Annotated in this window: 1 protein-coding gene; it reads left to right on the top strand. The window is 74.5% G+C overall.

Annotated elements, in window-relative coordinates; genetic code table 11:
• Positions 1-19,372, top strand: a 19,372-nt coding sequence (locus tag VET29_RS31015) for an SDR family NAD(P)-dependent oxidoreductase (RefSeq protein WP_414636667.1), incomplete at its 5' end; no start/stop codon positions are given.
• Positions 19,373-19,395 lie beyond the last annotated feature (23 nt).

Below are 19,395 nucleotides of genomic sequence, written 5' to 3'. Positions count from 1 at the left end.
GGTCTGCGCCCTTTTCGACCCCGAGGTGCGGGAGGCGGTGCTCGGCACCGACCAGGACGCCGTCGACCGGACCGGTCGCACCCAGCCCGCCATGTTCGCGCTGGAGGTGGCGCTGTTCCGGCTGGTCGAGTCGTGGGGTGTGCGCCCGGACTTCCTGCTGGGCCACTCGATCGGCGAGCTGGCCGCGGCCCACCTCGCCGGCGTGTTCACCCTGCCCGACGCCTGTGCGCTCATCGCGGCGCGCGGGCGGCTGATGGACGCACTGCCCGAGGGCGGCGCGATGCTCGCCGTGCGTGCGACGGAGGAGGAGATCCAGGACTCGCTCGGCGACACGGTCTCACTCGCCGCGGTCAACGGTCCGCGTTCGGTGGTGGTGTCCGGCGACGAGGACGCCGTCGAGGCGGTGGCGCTGGCGTGGCGGGACCGCGACGTCAAACGCCTGCGGGTGTCCCACGCGTTCCACTCGCACCGCATGGCGCCGATGCTGGCGGACTTCCGGGCCGTCGCGGCGCGGATCACCTACCACCCGGCGACCGTGCCGGTGGTGTCCAACGTGTCCGGCAGGCTCGCGGGCGCGGAGATCGGCACCCCCGAGTACTGGGTCCGGCACGTGCGTGCGGCCGTGCGGTTCGCCGACGGGGTCGGTGAGCTGATCGGCCACGGCGTGCGCACGTTCCTCGAACTCGGCCCAGACGGGGTGCTCTCCGGCATGGGACAGGAGTGCCTGACCGGCGACGAGGACGTCGCGCTGGTGCCGACACTGCGCCGCGACCGGCCGGAGACCGAGTCCGTGCTGACCGCGCTGAGCCGGGTGCACGTTCGCGGCGTGCCGGTGGACTGGCGTGCCGTGGCCGGCGACGGCCCGCGACGTGTCGACCTGCCCACCTACGCGTTCCAGCGCGAGCGGTTCTGGCTCGACCCGGACGACGGACCGCGCGACGCGACCGGTCTGGGTCTCGGCAGCGCCGACCACCCACTGCTGGGTGCCGCGATCGGTCTCGCCGGCACCGACACCGCCCTGCTCACCGGCAGGATCTCGGCAAGCTCGCAGCCCTGGCTCGGCGACCACGTCGTGTTCGGCGCGACCGTGGTGCCCGGCACGGCACTGCTCGACCTGGCGGTGCGCGCGGCGGACGAGACCGCGTGCGACAGGGTGGAGGAGCTGGTCCTGGAAGCGCCGCTGGTCCTCCCCGACCGGGGCGGCGTCCAGGTCCAGGTCGCCGTCGGCGCGCGGGACGAGACGGGCCGCCGGTCCATCACCGTCCACTCGCGACGCGAGGAAGACCCGTGGACCCGCAACGCCAGCGGCACCCTGACCACGGCAGCCGATGCCGATGCCGGTGCCGACCTCGACCTGGCGCAGTGGCCGCCGTCGGGTGCGGAACCGCTGCCGGTGGACGGTCTGTACGCGAGCCTCGCGGAGCTGGGGATCTCCTACGGGCCCACGTTCCGTGGGGTGCGGGCCGCCTGGCGTGCCGGTGACGTGCTGTACGCGGAGGTCCGGCTGCCCGACGGCGTGGACACCGACGGGTACGGCGTGCATCCGGCTCTGCTCGACGCGGCGCTGCACGCGCTCGGTCTCACCGGCACCGGCGGTGCGCGGCTGCCGTTCACCTGGTCCGATGTGGACGTTCTCGCCGCCGGCGCGACGGCGCTGCGGGTGCGGCTGGAACCTTCTGGGGCCGACGCCGTCTCGGTGCGGGTGGCCGACGAGAGCGGCGCACTGGTGGCCTCGGTCGGCCGGCTGGGGTTGCGCCCGGCCGGCGCCGGTGACCTCACCACCACCGCCGGGTCGGTCTTCCGCGTCGAGTGGACCGCCGTGCCCGCGACCGGCGAACCGGACCTGGTCGAGATCGACGCGCTGGCACCCGATGTTCCCGCACCGGACCACGTCGTCGCCCGCTACTCCGGCGACGCGACGGCACGAGTGCTCGACCTGCTCCAGACCTGGCTCGCCGAGGACCGGTACGAACACTCGACGCTGGTCGTGGTTACCAGCGGCGCACTCGCCGCCTCGGGGCACGACGCTGTCTCCGACCTCGCCGCGTCCCCCGTGTGGGGACTCGTCCGGTCCGCACAGTCGGAACACCCCGGCCGGTTCGTGCTCGTGGACACCGACGACACCACCGGCCCGGCCCTGCTCGCGGCCGCGGTCGGCACCGGAGAACCCCAGGTCGCGGTGCGGTCGGGCGAACTGCTGGTGCCCCGGCTGGTCCGGGGTGGGGCGGCGCTCGTCCCGCCCCGTGGACCGCACTGGCGCCTCGGCACCCCGGCACCGGGCACCATCGACGCCCTCGACCTGGTGCCCGCCGAGGACGCCGGGCGTGCACTGGCGCCGGGCGAGGTCCGGATCGCGGTCAGAGCGGCCGGCCTGAACTTCCGCGACGTGCTCATCACTCTCGGCATGTACCCGGGCGATGCCGACATGGGCATCGAGGGTGCCGGGACCGTGCTGGAGACCGGTCCCGGTGTCACCGGGTTCGCCGTCGGCGACCGGGTCACCGGGCTGGTCGACGGCGCGTTCGGTCCGGTCGCGGTCGCCGACCACCGGCTGCTCACCACCATCCCGGCCGGCTGGTCGTTCGCCCGTGCCGCGTCGGTCCCGGTGGCCTTCCTGACCGCCTACCACGGCCTCGTGGACCTGGCCGGGGTCAGGGCGGGGGAGCGGGTGCTGGTGCACGCGGGCGCGGGTGGCGTCGGCATGGCCGCGGTACAGCTCGCCAGGCACCTCGGCGCCGAGGTGTACGCGACGGCGAGCCCGGCGAAGTGGGACACCCTGCGGTCACTGGGACTCGACGACGCCCACATCGCCTCCTCCCGCACCCTGGACTTCGAGGCGGCCTTCCTGTCGTCGACGGACGGCCGTGGCGTCGACGTCGTGCTCGACTCGCTGGCCGGCGAGTTCGTCGACGCCACTTTGCGCCTGCTGCCGCGCGGTGGCCGGTTCGTGGAGATGGGCAAGATCGACATCCGCGACCGGGACGAGGTCGCCGCCGCCCACCCCGGCGTCCGGTACCAGGCGTTCGACCTGATCGAGGCGGGCCAGGAGCGGCTCCGCGAGATGCTGGCCGAGCTGATGAACCTGTTCGCCGACGACGCGCTGACACCGCTGCCGGTGTCCGCGTTCGACGTCCGCCGGGCCAAGGAGGCCGTGCGGCACGTCAGCCAGACCAGGCACGTCGGCAAGGTCGTGCTCACCCTCGCGCCGCCCGCCGACACGGCGCTCACCGGCACGGTGCTGATCACCGGGGGGACCGGTGCGCTGGGCCGCCGGGTCGCCGAACACCTGGCGGGCCGCGGTGCCCGCAAGCTGGTACTGGCCAGCAGGAGCGGTCCCGCCGCGCCCGGCGCGGGCGACCTCGTCTCCGAGCTGACCGGGCCGGACACCGAGGTGGTCGTCGCGGCGTGCGACGTGGCCGACCGGGACGCGGTCGCGTCGGTCGTCGCGGAACACGGCATCACCGCCGTCGTCCACGCCGCTGGTGTCCTCGACGACGGCACGGTCGAGTCGCTCACCCCCGACCGGCTCGCCGAGGTCATGCGGCCGAAGGCCGACGCGGCGATGGCACTGCACGAGGCGACCCTGCACCTCGACCTCGACGCGTTCGTACTGTTCTCCTCGGCAGCGGCCACTCTCGGCGGCCCGGGGCAGGCGAACTACGCCGCGGCCAACGCCTTCCTCGACGCGCTCGCACAGCGACGCCGTGCCCAGGGTCTGCCGGCCCAGTCGTTGGCCTGGGGTCCGTGGGAGGAGGGCATGGCCGCGGGCCTGTCCGACGCGGAGATCCGCCGAATGGTCCTCACCCCACTGTCCATCATGGACGGACGGGCGCTGCTGGACGCCTGCGCCGACAGCGACTCCGCCGTCGTGTTGCCGATGACGCTGTCGATGCCGGCGATCCGTGCCGGTCACACGCCGCTGCCACCGATGCTCGGCGACCTGGCCGCGACCGTCACCCGCCGGGTCGTCGGCCCGGCCACGACGGGTTCCGCCCCCGGTGGCGAGCTGCGTGGGCTGTCCGCGGAAGACCGCGACCACGCCCTGCTCGACCTGGTCGCTACCAACGTCGCCGCCGTCCTCGGCAGGCGGACCGCGGGCCTGGACGTCCGACAGGCGTTCAAGGACATGGGTTTCGACTCGCTGACCGCCGTCGAGCTGCGCAACCGGCTCGCCGCGGCGACCGGACTGCGGCTTCCCACCACCCTGGTCTTCGACCATCCCAGCGCCGAGTTGCTGGTCCGCCACCTCGCCGGCGAGCTCGGCGCACCCGCGACGACCTCGGTCCACGTGATGAGCACCCGGGCCGACGACGACCCGATCGTCATCGTGGCGATGAGCTGCCGCTACCCGGGTGGCGTACAGGGCCCCGAGGACCTGTGGCGGCTCGTCGCGGACGGCCGCGACGCGATCTCCGACCTCCCGGCGGACCGTGGCTGGGACCTCGACGCGTTGTACGACACCGATCCCGAGCGGCCGGGCACCTCCTACGTCCGCCAGGGCGGGTTCCTGCACGACGCCGCGGACTTCGACGCGGAGTTCTTCGGCATCTCGCCGAGGGAGGCCGCGGCGATGGACCCGCAGCAGCGGCTGCTGCTCGAGGTGTCCTGGGAGGTGTTCGAACGGGCCGGCATCGACCCGACCTCGCTGCGCGGCAGCAGGACCGGCGTCTTCGCGGGGACCGACAGCCACGACTACTCGATCCTCGTGCACCGCTCTGCCGACCAGGCGGAGGGCTACCTGGTCACCGGCACCGCGGCCAGCGTCATGTCCGGCCGGGTGGCCTACTCGTTCGGGCTGGAGGGACCCGCGTTGACCGTCGACACGGCCTGCTCGTCGTCGCTGGTCGCGCTGCACCTCGCCTGCCAGTCGCTGCGACGCGACGAGTGCACGCTCGCCGTCGCGGGCGGGGTCGCGGTGATGGCGACCCCATCCGGGTTCGTCGAGTTCAGCCGGCAGCGGGGACTCGCGCCGGACGGCCGCTGCAAGCCGTTCGCCGCCGCAGCCGACGGCACCGCCTGGGGTGAGGGCGTCGGAGTCCTCCTCCTGGAACGGCTCTCCGACGCGACGCGGCTCGGCCACCCGGTGCTGGCCGTGCTGCGTGGCTCGGCGGTGAACTCCGACGGCGCGTCCAACGGGTTGACCGCCCCCAACGGACCCGCCCAGCAGCGGGTGATCCGCGCGGCACTCGCCGACGGCGGGCTCGTGGCGGCCGACGTGGACGTCGTCGAGGCACACGGCACCGGCACCACGCTCGGCGACCCGATCGAGGCACAGGCCGTCCTGTCGACCTACGGCCAGGACCGGGTGGTACCGGTGCTGCTCGGGTCGATCAAGTCGAACATCGGGCACACCACCGCGGCCGCCGGCGTCGCCGGCGTGATCAAGATGGTCATGGCGATGCGGCACGGACTGCTGCCCGCCACCCTGCACGTGGACGAGCCGACCCCGCACGTCGACTGGTCGGCCGGTGCGGTGCGGCTGCTGACCGAGCCGACCGCGTGGTCCCCGAACGGCCACCCCCGCCGCGCCGGGGTGTCCTCGTTCGGCGTGAGCGGCACGAACGCCCACGTCATCGTGGAGGAGCCGGGCCAGGAGGCCGCGGCGCGGGTCGCGCCGGCCGAGACACCAGCGGTGCTGCCGCTGGTCCTGTCCGCACGCGGCGCCGACGCCCTGCGCGCCCAGGCGGCCAGGCTGCTGTCGTTCGTGGAGTCCGCCCCAGGGCTCGCGCCGGCGGACGTGGGGCTGTCCCTGCTCGGGAAAGCACGGCTGGCGGACCGGGCAGTGGTCGTCGGCACCGGCCGCGAGAGTCTCGTCGAGGGACTCCGGGCACTCGCCGCCGGGCACGGTTCGGTGACCGGCCACGTCCTGGCCGGCCGGGTGGCCATGGTGTTCCCCGGTCAGGGCGCGCAGTGGGCCGGGATGGGCAGGGAACTCCTGGCCTCGTCCAAGGTCTTCGCCGCGCGGATGGCCGACTGCGCGCAGGCGTTGAGCCCGTACGTCGACTGGTCGCTGACCGACGTCATCGCCGACGAGGCCGCGCTGGACCGGGTCGACGTGGTGCAGCCGGTGCTGTGGGCCGTGATGGTGTCGCTGGCCGAGGTGTGGCGGTCGTTCGGGGTCACACCGGCCGCCGTCGTCGGCCACTCGCAGGGCGAGATCGCCGCCGCGTGCGTGGCCGGGGCGTTGTCGCTCGCCGACGGCGCGAAGGTCGTCGCGTTGCGTGCCAGGGAACTGACGGTGCTGGCCGGTCTCGGCGGGATGGTGTCCGTCGGCCTGCCGGCCGACGAGGTCGCCCGGTTGTGCGGTGCCGGCGTCGGGGTGGCCGCGGAGAACGGGCCGAGGTCGACCGTGGTCTCCGGAGATCCGGCCGGCCTCGACCGGCTGGTCACCGAATGCGAACGACGCGGGGTGCGGATCAGGCGTCTTCCGGTCGACTACGCCTCCCATTCCGCCCACGTCGACGCCGTCCGGGAACGGCTCGGCGCGGCACTGGCCGACCTCGAACCCGCCCTGCCGCGAGTGCCGTTCCTGTCCACGGTCACCGGCGACTGGATCGACGCGGACACGCCACTCGACGGCGACTACTGGTACCGCAACCTGCGGGAGCCGGTCCGGTTCGGTGCCGCCGTGCGCCGGCTGCTCGGTCAGGGGTGGTCGACGTTCGTCGAGGCGAGCCCGCATCCCGTGCTCACCGGGGGGATCCAGGAGTCCATCGACGACGCGGAAGCCGACGCCGGGGTCGACGCCGTGGCCATCGCCACTCTGCGACGCGACGACGGCGGTCTCCCGCGACTGGCCGAGTCCCTGGCGGAAGCACACGTCCACGGCGTCGCGGTGGACTGGTCCTCGTTCTTCGCCGCGTCCGGCGCCCGCCGGATCGACCTGCCCACCTACGCCTTCCAGCACCGCCGCTACTGGCTGGACGCGCCGTCCTCGCAGGGCGACCCCGGGGCCGCCGGGTTGACCGCGACCGGGCACCCGCTGGTCGGTACCGCGCTGACGGTCGCGGACGGCAGGGAGCTGCTGCTGACCGGACGGCTCTCCACCCGGTCCCAACCGTGGCTCGCCGACCACACCGTCGGGGACTCGCTTGTCGTGCCTGGCGCGGCGCTGGTGGAGCTGGCGCTGCGGGCGGGTGCCGAGTCCGGCTGCCCGACACTGGGCGAGCTGACCCTCGAGACCCCCCTCGTCCTCGCCGGCGCGGTGCGGGTGCAGGTCAAGGTCGACGAGCCGGACGACCGGGGCGACCGCCGGGTCGGCATCCACTCGCAGGTCTCCGACGAGCCGTGGACCCGGCACGCGGACGGCGTCCTCACCGCGGCGACCGGCACGCCGCCGCCGGTCTCGTGGCCACCGGCGGACGCCGAGGAGATCCCGCTGGAGGGCTGGTACGACGCCCTCGCCGCCGCCGGGCTCGGCTACGGGCCCACGTTCCAGGGCGTCCGCCGTGCGTGGCGGCACGGCGGTGACACCTACGCCGAGGTCGCGCTGCCGGACGGCACCGGCGTCGACGGCTACCTGCTGCACCCCGCCCTCGTCGATGCCGCGGTCCAGACCTGCGGACTCGGGCGGACACCGGACGAGTTCGGGCTGCCGTTCGCGTGGACCGACGTCCGCGCGCACGCCACCGGCGCGACCAGACTGACGGTGCGGCTCACCCAGCGCGGGGAGTCGTTCTCCCTGCTGGCGGTCGATGCGACGGGGGAGCCCGTCCTGACCGTCGGGTCGATCACCCTGCGGCGCCCGACCGCCGGAACAGCCCGCCGCGCCGAGAGCCTGTACGAGGTGGCCTGGCGACCCGTGGCGGCACAAGGGCAGCCGAAGGGACGTGTGTTCGTCCCCAGCGGGGATGGCGGGATCGTCGAACTGGGGACCGCCCGCCACACGATCGGTGGCGACGACGCCCTCACCGCCACCAGCGAGGCACTGGCCCTGCTGCGGGGTTGGCTGGCCGACGAGTCCACCTCGGACGGCAAGCTCGTGATCCCCACCAGGCGTGCGGTCGCGACCGGTCCGGAGGTCGACCTCGGCGGCGCCGCCGTCTGGGGCCTGGTCCGGTCCGCGCAGTCCGAACACCCGGACCGGTTCGTGTTGGTGGACGTCGACGGCCTCGACGAGTCGTGGGCGGCCCTGCCGTCGGCCGTGGCCACCGGCGAACCACAGCTCGTCGTCCGGGCCGGCGCGGTGTCCGTGCCCCGGCTGGTCCGCGCCGCGCCCGCCGAGCCGCTCCCCGCGCCGTTCGACGCCGACAGCACCGTCCTCGTCACCGGAGGGACCGGGACGCTCGGGCGGCTCGTCGCCCACCACCTCGCGGACCGGTACGGGGTGGCGAAGCTGGTGCTCGTCAGCCGAGGCGGGGCCGCCCTCGACGGCGACCTGCCGGCCACGGCCGTCGTGGAGTCCTGCGACGTCGCCGACCGCACCGAACTGCGTGCCCTCCTCGGTCGCCAGCGGATCACCGCCGTCGTCCACGCGGCCGGCGTGCTCGACGACGGCACCGTCGAGTCGTTGACCGAGAAGCGGCTGGCCTCCGTGCTGCGGGCCAAGGCGGACTCGGCGCGACTGCTCGACGAGCTGACCGGCGAGCTGACCGCGTTCGTGTTGTTCTCGTCCGCCGTCGGCACCCTGGGCGGCCCAGGACAGGCGAACTACGCCGCGGCGAACGCCTACCTGGACGGCCTCGCCGCCCGCCGCCGCGCACACGGCCGCCCCGCGACCTCGTTGGCCTGGGGCCTCTGGGAAACCCCGACCGGGATGACGGGTGCGCTCGGCGACGCCGACCGCGCCAGGATCCGTGCCGACGGCATCGTCGCGCTGCCCGTGCGTGAGGGACTCGACCTGTTCGACGCCGCGGTCACCGACGCCCGCCCGCACCTCGTGCCGGTCCGGCTCGACACCGCCGCACTCCGCGCGCGAGCCGACGGGTTGGCGCCCCTGCTGTCCGCGCTCGTGCCGGTCTCGTTGCGCCGCGCGGACTCGGAGCGGGACCCGGCGGGGTTGGCCGGCCGCCTGGTGGGCCGCCAGCAGGCCGAGCAGGAGCGGCTCCTCCTCGACCTCGTGCGTGACGGCGTGTGCGCCGTGCTCGGCCACGCCTCACCCGAGGCCGTCGCTCCGGGGCGGGCGTTCAAGGACCTGGGCTTCGACTCGCTCACCGCCGTCCGGCTGCGCAACCGGCTCGCCACGGCCACCGGGCACAAACTCCCCGCCACACTGGTCTTCGACCACCCGACACCGGCCGCGCTGGCGCGGTTCCTGCGTGCCGAACTGCTCGGCGACGACGCCGACATACCCGTGGCGACGGTGGCCGGGGACGCCGGGACCGACCCGGTGGTGATCGTCGGGATGGGGTGCCGCTTCCCGGGCGGCGTCCGGTCGGCCGACGACCTGTGGCGCCTCGTGGCCGGCGGCGTCGACGCGATCGGCGACTTCCCGGCTGACCGGGGCTGGGACCTCGACCGCCTCCACCACCCCGACCCCGACCACCCGGGCACGTTCTACCCGACGGCGGGTGGCTTCCTCGACGGTGCAGCCGACTTCGACCCCGAGTTCTTCGGGATCAGCCCACGCGAGGCACTGGCCATGGACCCGCAGCAGCGGGTGCTGCTGGAGACCGCCTGGGAGGCGTTCGAGCACGCGGGGATCGTCCCCGAATCGGTGCGTGGCACCCGGACCGGTGTGTACGTCGGCGCGATGTCCCAGGACTACGGCACCGCGGCCGACGAGGCGCCGGAGGTGGTCGAGGGCTACCAGCTGACGGGAATCGCCGGCAGTGTCGTCTCCGGCAGGCTGGCCTACACCTTCGGCCTGGAGGGGCCCGCGGTCACCGTCGACACGGCGTGTTCGTCCTCCCTGGTCGCGCTGCACCTCGCCACCCGTGCGCTGCGGTCCGGCGAGTGCACCATGGCCCTGGTCGGCGGCGTCACCGTGATGTCCAGCCCTGGCGCGTTCATCGAGTTCAGCAGGCAACGCGGACTCGCGCCGGACGGGCGCTGCAAGGCCTTCTCCGACGACGCCGACGGCACGGGCTGGGCCGAGGGCGCGGGCGTGCTCCTCGTCGAGCGGCTGTCCGACGCCCGCCGCCTCGGCCACCGCCCGCTCGCGATCGTGCGTGGCAGCGCCGTCAACTCCGACGGCGCGTCCAACGGCCTCAGCGCACCGAACGGGCCCGCGCAGCAGCGGGTCATCCGGCAGGCGCTCGCCGACGCAGGACTCGAGCCCGAGCAGGTCGACGCGGTCGAGGCACACGGCACCGGCACCGTGCTCGGCGATCCCATCGAGGTCCAGGCACTGACCAGGACCTACGGCCGCGACCGACCCGCCGGCCGGCCACTGTGGCTGGGTACCGTCAAGTCCAACATCGGGCACGCGCAGGCGGCGGCCGGCGTGGCAGGCATCGTCAAGATGGTTCAGGCCATGCGGCACGGCACCCTGCCGGCCACACTGCACGCCGAGGACCCGACGTCCGAGGTCGACTGGTCGGCCGGCACGGTCGAACTGCTCACCGCGAGCCGGGACTGGCCGGACTCGGACGCGCCCCGGCGGGCGGGTGTCTCGTCCTTCGGCATCAGCGGCACCAACGCCCACGTCGTCCTGGAGGGCATCCCGCGACCCGAGCGCGACACCGAGCCGACGGCCGCGGTGATCACGCCGTGGCTCGTCTCGGCCACCGACGCGGAGTCGCTGCCGGCCCAGGCCGCACGGTTGTCCCTCGCCGTGGCCGACCGGCACCCGGCCGACGTCGGGTACTCCCTCGCGACCCGCGCCGCGCTGCCACACCGCGCGGTGGTGCTGGGCCGCGAGCAAGCCGACCTGCGGCGCGGCCTCACCGCGCTCGCCTCGGGTGAGCCGGCCGCGAACGTCGTCAGGGGCACGGTCACCGACGGGTCCCTCGCCTTCCTGTTCACCGGGCAGGGCGCCCAGCGCGTCGGGATGGGACTGGAGCTGGCGGCGGCGTTCCCGGTGTTCGCCGACGCACTCGACGAGGTCTGCGGAGCACTCGACGAGCACCTCGACCGCCCGCTGCGCGACGTCCTCGCCGCCGACGCCACCACCCTCGACCAGACCGAGTACGCCCAGCCCGCCCTGTTCGCCGTCGAGACCGCGTTGTTCCGGCTGCTGTCGTCGTTCGGGCTGCGACCGAGCCACCTGCTCGGCCACTCCATCGGCGAGATCACCGCCGCGCACGTCGCCGGCGTGCTGTCACTGCCGGACACCGCCCGGCTCGTCGCCGCCCGCGGCCGGCTGATGCAGGCACTGCCGGCAGGCGGCGCGATGGTCTCGATCAAGGCGAGCGAGGACGAGGTACTGCCCACGCTCGGCGACCGGGTCGACCTCGCCGCGGTCAACGGGCCGTCCTCGGTGGTGGTGTCCGGCGCGGAGGAGGCCGTCCTCGCGGTGGCCGACGAGTGGCGGGCACGCGGCCACGAGACCCGGCGGCTGCGGGTGAGCCACGCGTTCCACTCCCGGCTCCTCGACCCGATGCTGGCCGAGTTCCGCGTGGTCGCCGAGTCGCTGTCCTACTCGGCTCCGCGGCTGCCGATCGTGTCCACGGTGACCGGACTGGTCGCCGACGACGAACTGCGCGACCGGGACCACTGGGTCGACCAGGTCCGTGGCGCCGTCCGTTTCGCCGACGGCGTCTCGACACTGCACGACGCGGGGGCACGCACGTTCCTCGAGGTCGGCCCCGACGGGGTGCTGACCGCGATGGCACGGGACTGCCTGACCGGCGACCACGCCACCGTGCCGGCGCTGCGCGCCAACCGGTCCGAGGTCGAGTCGCTCGGTCTCGCGCTCGCGCAGGTCCACGTGCACGGCCGCGAGGTCGACTGGCCTGCCTTCTTCGCCGGTACCGGCGCCGGCCACGTCGACCTGCCGACCTACGGGTTCCGGCGCAGGCGCTTCTGGCTCGGGTCCACCTCGCCGCGCCGGATGGCCCAGGCGGGACAGAACGGGATCGACCACCCGCTGCTCGGTGCCCGCATCGCACTGGCGGCGGACGACGGCGTGCTGCTGACCGGCAGGCTCGCACCCTCGGTGCGGCCGTGGCTGACCCAGCACCGCGTCCTGGGCACGGCGATCCTTCCTGGCACCGTCTTCGTCGACCTGGCGCTGCGGGCGGGTGCCGAGGTCGGCTGCCCCCGGGTCGAGGAACTCGTCGTCGAGGCACCCCTTCCGGTGCCGGACCGGGCCGGTCTCCAGATCCAGGTCTCCGTCGGAGGTCTCGGCGCGGACGGCAGGCGGACGGTCGCGGTGCATGCCCGCGAGGAGGCCACCGACGAACCGTGGGTCCGGCACGTGACCGGCACGCTGGCCGCCGACGTCCCGCACCCCGCCGCCGAGCTGACCGACTGGCCGCCACCCGGCGCGGAGGAGATCCCGGTCGCCGACCGGTACGACCGGCTGGCCGAGGCCGGTCTCGACTACGGGCCCGAGTTCCGGGGCCTGGTCAGGGCGTGGCGCGGCGGAGACGAGCTGTTCGCGGAGGTCGCCCTGCCCTCCGGCGACGCCGAGGGCTTCGGCCTGCACCCGGCCCTGCTCGACGCCGTCCTCCACGTCGCGGCAGGCGACGAGGTCAGGCTGCCGTTCGCGTGGTCGGGCATCAGCCTGTTCAGCACCGGCGCGACGACCCTGCGGGCCCGGCTGCGCCCCGCACCGGGCGACGCGGTCTCACTCGCGCTCGCGGACGGAGTGGGCAGGCCGGTCGCCGAGATCGCCGCGCTCACCTCCCGGCCGGCAGCCCCCGGGACCCGCGGCCCGGAGCGGTCGCTGTTCCGCGTCGACTGGACCCCCGTCACCGTCGCTGACGCCGACACCGCGGGGGATTTGGAGCTGTGGCGGGGCGACGACCCGGCCGAGGCGCTGGAGCAGTGCCGACGCTGGCTCGCCGAAGGCCGTCCCGACGCCCGACTCGTGGTGCTGACCAAGGACATGGCGACGAACCCGGCGAGCGCCGGCGTCTGGGGCCTGGTCCGCTCGGCACAACTGGAACACCCCGGACGCTTCGTCCTGGTCGACACGGACACCGACGACGTCCCCACGACCCTGGTGAACTCGGCCGTGGCCTCCGGGGAACCGCAGCTGACGATCCGCGGCACCGAAGTCCTGGTCCCCAGGCTGGTCCGCGACGTCGCGGTGGACCAGGACACCATCCCGTGGCGGCCCGACGACACCGTGCTGATCACCGGCGGCACCGGCGCCCTCGGCCAGCTCGTGGCCCGTCATCTGGTGACCGAGCACGGTGTCGGACACGTGGTCCTCGCCTCCCGCCGCGGCTTCACCGGCGAAGTGCCCGGCGAGCTGACCGACGCGGGCGCCCGGATCACCGTTGTGCCGTGCGACCTCGCCGACCGCGACGCGGTCGCCGCGCTGCTGGCGGCGCACCCGGTGACCGCCGTGATCCACGCGGCGGGCGTGCTCGACGACGGCACGGTCGACTCGCTGTCCCCCGAACGACTCGCCACCGTATGGCGGTCCAAAGTGGACTCCGCGGTGCACCTGGCGGAACTCGCGGGCGACCTGCGGGCGTTCGTGCTGTTCTCGTCGGTGGCGGGCACGCTCGGCAGCGCGGGCCAGGCCAACTACGCCGCCGCCAATGCCGCACTCGACGCGCTCGCCCGCCGCCGCGTCGCGGCCGGTCAACCCGCCGTGTCCCTCGCGTGGGGACCGTGGGACACCGACGGCGGCATGCTGGGCCGGACCGGACGGCCGAGGCTGCGCCGCGCGGGCGCCGAGGCCATGTCCCCCGCGGACGCGTTGCGACTGCTCGACATCGCCGTCACCACCTCGGTCCCGGCGGTCGTGGCGGCCCGCCTCGACCTGCCAACCCTGCGGGACAACGGGATCCGGCTCGCCGGCACGCCGGTGCGCCGCGCCACCGCCTCCCCGGCGGGTCCACAGCCGCGGACGCCCGAACAGACCACCGCCATGGTGGTAGCCGAGGCCGCCGCCGTCCTCGGCTACCCATCGGCCGACCAGGTCGACGTCGACCGCGCGTTCCGCGACCTCGGCTTCGACTCGCTCACCGCGGTGGACCTGCGCAACCGGCTCGAAGCGGCGACCGGGCTGCGGCTGCCAGCGACGCTGGTCTTCGACCACCCCACCGTGTCCGCGCTGGCCGGGCACCTCGTCGGTGTGAAGGACCCGGCGGCCGAGGTCCGGTCCGCGGTCGCCACCGACGAGCCGATCGCGATCGTCGCGATGAGCTGCCGCTACCCGGGCGGCGTGCGGACGCCGGAAGACCTGTGGCGCCTCGTGGTCGCGGGCGGCGACGCCATCGCCGAGTTCCCCGCCGACCGGGGCTGGGACCACGACACGCTCTACGACCCCGACCCGTCCCACACCGGCACCACGACGGTCTGGCGTGGGGGCTTCCTGCACGACGCCGCCGACTTCGACGCGGACTTCTTCGGCATGGGCCCGCGTGAGGCCATCGCGACCGACCCCCAGCAGCGGCTGCTGCTGGAGACCGCGTGGGAGGCGTTCGAACGCGCGGGACTCGACCCGAACTCGCTGCGCGGCAGCAGGACCGGCGTCTTCGCCGGCGTGATGTACAACGACTACGCCACCCGGCTGCACAGCATCCCCGACGAGGTCGAGGGCTACCTCGGCAACGGAAGCGCGGGCAGCGTCGCCTCCGGGCGCGTCGCCTACACGTTCGGCCTGCAGGGCCCCGCCGTCACCGTCGACACCGCCTGCTCGTCGTCACTGGTCGCACTGCATCTCGCGGCACAGTCGCTGCGGCAGGGGGAGTGCTCGCTCGCCCTGGTCGGCGGTGTCACCGTCATGTCGAGCCCCACCGCGTTCGTCGAGTTCAGCAGGCAGCGCGGACTGGCGCCGGACGGCCGGTGCAAGTCCTTCGGCGACGGTGCCGACGGCACCGGCTGGGCCGAGGGTGCCGGCATGCTGCTGGTCGAGAGGCTCTCCGACGCCCGCAGCAACGGGCACGAGGTACTGGCGGTCGTGCGCGGGTCGGCGGTGAACTCCGACGGCGCCTCCAACGGCCTGACCGCGCCGAACGGTCCGGCCCAGCAACGGGTGATCCGCGCGGCCCTCGCCAGCGCAGGACTGACGCCTGCCGACGTCGACACCGTCGAGGCACACGGCACCGGCACGGTCCTGGGTGACCCGATCGAGGCTCAGGCACTCATCGCCACCTACGGCCAGGACCGGGACCGGCCCCTGTGGCTCGGCTCGGTCAAGTCGAACATCGGCCACACCCAGGCCGCAGCCGGGGTGGCCGGCGTGATCAAGGTCGTGATGGCGATGCGTGCCGGCATCCTGCCGCCCACACTGCACGCCGAGGAGCCGTCGACCCGGATCGACTGGGCGGCCGGGAACGTACGCCTGGTGCACGACGCCGCCGAGTGGCGGGACCGGGCGGGCGCGCGGCGGGCGGCGGTGTCCTCCTTCGGCGTCAGCGGCACCAACGCCCACGTCGTGCTCGAACACCTGGCCGAGAAGCCGGCGGCTGCGCCCCGGGTGGCTCCCGCTGTCCTGCCGCTCGTGCTGTCCGCGAAGACCGCCGCCGCACTGCGTGAACAAGCCACGCACGTCAGGTCCTTCGTGGACGATCCGGACGTCGACCCGGTGGACGTGGCGTTCACCGCGTTGGGCCGCAGCACCTTCGACCACCGCGCCGTCGTGGTCGGCGGTGACCGGCACACGCTGTCGGCCGGTCTGGACCTGCTGGCGGGAGACGCACCGGGCCCGGTGACCGGACGGCCCGTGGCCGGCGGGCTCGCGTTCCTGTTCACCGGGCAGGGGGCGCAGCGGCCGGGGATGGGAGCCGAGCTGTACGAGGGCCTCCCGGTGTTCGCGGCGGCCTTCGACGAGGTCTGCGCGCACCTGGCCCCCGAGGTCCGCGCCGCCGTGTTCGACGACGACCCGGACGCACTGGCCGCCACCGGCCTCGCCCAGCCGGCGCTCTTCGCGGTGGAAGTCGCGCTGTTCCGCCTGTTCGAGTCGTGGGGCGTGCGTCCGGACGTGCTCGTCGGGCACTCCGTCGGCGAGCTGGTCGCCGCGCACGTGGCCGGGATCCTCTCGCTGCCGGACGCGTGCCGCCTGGTCACCGCGCGTGCCGACCTGATGAGCGCGCTGCCGACCGGCGGGGCGATGGCCGCGGTCCAGGCCACGGAGGACGAGGTCCTCGACGCGATGCCGGACGGGGTGTCCGTCGCCGCGGTCAACGGGCCCGCCTCGACCGTGCTGTCCGGCGACGAGGACGGCGTCGCCGCCGCCATGGCGCACTGGCGTTCGTCGGGTCGCAAGGTCACGCGGTTGCGGGTGTCGCATGCCTTCCACTCGCACCGGATGGAGCCGATGCTGGCCGAGTTCCGTGCGGTGGCGGAGGAACTCACCTACCGGGAGCCGAGTGTTCCGATTGTCTCCACGGTGTCCGGCTCGGTCACCGAGGACGAGATGCGCGACCCCGGGTACTGGGTGCGGCAGGTCAGGGCGAGCGTCCGGTTCGCGGACGCGGTGCGGTGCGCCGCGGACCGGGGAGCGCGGACGTTCCTGGAGCTCGGACCGGACGCGGTGCTGACCGCCATGGGGCAGGACTGCCTCGACGGCGACCACGACTTCGTGCCGGCTCTGCGGGCGAACAGCCCGGAACACCGGACCGCGGTGACCGCCGTGGCGCGCCTGCACGTGCGCGGCGTGCCCGTGGACTGGCACGCCATGTTCGCGGGGACCGGTGCTCGCCGGATCGTGTTGCCCACGTATCCGTTCCAGCGTGAGCGGTACTGGCTCACCGCACCGGCCGGCGTCGCCGACGTGGCCTCGGCCGGGCTCGGCGCGGGAGAGCACCCGCTGGTCGGCGCGATGGTCACCGCACCGGACGGCGACGGGTTCGTGCTCACCGGCAAGCTCTCCACGGCCACGCACCCGTGGCTCGCGGACCACGTGGTCGCCGGCACGGTCCTGCTGCCCGGCGCGGCCTTCGCCGAGCTGGCACTGCACGCCGCCGAACTGGCCGGCTGCGACCGCGTCGAGGACCTGGTCGTCGAGGCGCCGATGGTGCTCCCCGCCAGGGGCGGTGTCGTCTTCCAGCTCACCGTCGACGCCCCCGGCGGCGACGACCGCCGCAAGCTCCGGCTGCACTCCCGCGTCGGGGACGGCGGCCCGTGGACCAGGAACGCGTCGGGTGTGGTGGGTTCGGGGACCACCTGGCCGACCTCCAGCGCCGAATGGCCCCCCTCGGACGCCGTCCAGCTCGACCTCGCGGGCCTCTACGACGACCTCGCCGCCGTCGGGCTCGACTACGGACCCGCCTTCCGCTGTGCCACGGCGGCCTGGCGGCACGGCGAGGACGTCCTTGCCGAGGTGGCACTGCCGGACGCCGCCGACGCGAAACGCTACGGCCTGCATCCGGCTCTCCTGGACGCCGCGCTGCACGTCACGGCCTTCGCGCGCGGTGGAAAGCAGGCGAGCGTTCCGTTCCAGTGGACGGGAGTCTCCCTCCGGGCCGCCGTGGGGGCCACCGCCCGGGTCCGCGTGACGCCCCGAGGCGCGGACGAGCTGACCGTCACCTTCGCGGACGGCACCGGGACTCCGGTGGCGCGGGTCGAGTCACTGAGCCTGCGGCCGCTCCCGCGAAACCTGATCGGCGGCGACGCGCTGTTCCAGGTCGAATGGCTGCGCACCCCCGCCACACAGCCGGAACGGGACCTGGTCGAGGTGTCCGACCCCGCCGACGTCGCCGCGCTGGCCACGACCGCTCGCACCGCCGTCCTGACCGTCACCGAGACCGACCTCCACGCCGCCACGCACCGCGTGCTCGCCGTCTGCCAGGCCTGGCTCGCCGCCGAGGACACGTCGTCGCGGCTCGTCGTCGCCACCCGGGGCGCGGTCGCCGCCCTGCCGGGTGACGACCCCGCCAACCTCGCGGGTGCCGCGGTCTGGGGGCTGGTCCGCTCGGCCCAGTCCGAACACCCGGACCGGTTCGGGCTCGTGGACGTGGACGACCCCGCGCTGCTGCCCTCGGCGATCGGGGCCGGCCTGCCGCAGGTCGCGGGCCGGGCTGGCGAACTGTTCGAACCACGGCTGACCCGGCTCGAACCGCACGGCGAACAGGTGTGGCACCCCGACGACACCGTCCTGATCACCGGCGGCACGGGCAGCCTCGGCGCACGCGTCGCCCGGCACCTGGTGACCGCACACGACGTGCGCCGCCTCGTGCTGGCCAGCCGAAGCGGACCGGACGCGAGTGGAGCCGCCGACCTGGCCGCCGAGCTGACCTCGCAGGGCGTAGAAGTCGCCGTGGTGGCGTGCGACCTTGCCGACCGCGCCGCCGTCGCCGCGCTGCTCACCGCGCACCCGGTGACCGCCGTGGTCCACGCGGCGGGCGTGCTCGACGACGGCGTGCTCACCGCGCTGACGCCCGACCGGCTCGACACCGTTCTGTCCGCCAAGGCCGACGCCGCACTGCACCTGCACGAGCTTTCGGGCGACCTGTCCGCGTTCGTCCTGTTCTCCTCGGCCGCCGGCCTGACCGGGGCACCCGGCCAGGGCAACTACGCCGCGGCCAACGCGGTCCTCGACGCACTCGCACAGCACCGCAGGGCAACGGGCCTGCCGGCGACGTCGCTGGCCTGGGGCCTGTGGGAGCAGGACGACGGCGGCATGGGCGACCTCGCCGACACCGACCGCCGCAGGCTCGGCCGGTCGGGTGTGACGCCGCTGTCCGGCGAGGAGGCCCTCGCCCTGTTCGACGCGGCGACCGGCGGGCCTGCGCTGGCCGTCCCGATCCGGCTGGACCTCGCCGCGTTGCGCGGCCATGAGGTCCCGCCGCTGGTCCGGTCGCTGGTCCGCGACACCCGGCGGTCCGCGACGACGGTGTCGCTGGCGGACCGGCTGGCGTCGGTGTCGGACGGGGACCGGCTGCGGGTGCTCAGGGAGTTCGTCCGCGGCGAGGTGGCCGCCGTGCTCGGGCACACCTCGGCCGCGGCCATCACCCCCGACCGGACCTTCGGCGACCTGGGCTTCGACTCACTGGCCGCGGTGGAGCTGCGCAACCGGATGACCGCGGCCAGCGGTCTGCGACTGCCCGCCACGCTGATCTTCGACCACCCAACCACCGAGGCACTCGTGTCCTATCTGGACGAACGGGTTCGGGACGACACGGAGATCTCGGTGCTGCCGCTTCTCGCCGAGATGGACCGGCTCGCCGGCGGGCTGGCCGCCATCCAGGCGGACGACGACGCCCGCACCAGGGTCGCGGTCCGGCTGCGCGAGCTGCTGGCCGGCCTCGACGCCGGGGCCGTCGCCGCCGCCGGGGCAGTCTCGGCCGGCGAGGCCGTGAGCCGGTTCGAGACCGCGAGCGACGACGAGATCTTCGACTTCATCGACAACGAGCTGGGCGCTTCGTGACCCCACACACCGACGTTCACCCC

Source organism: Actinophytocola sp. (genome assembly GCF_035634895.1).
Lineage (GTDB): Bacteria > Actinomycetota > Actinomycetes > Mycobacteriales > Pseudonocardiaceae > Actinophytocola.
This window is presented reverse-complemented; position numbering and strand designations above follow the sequence as displayed.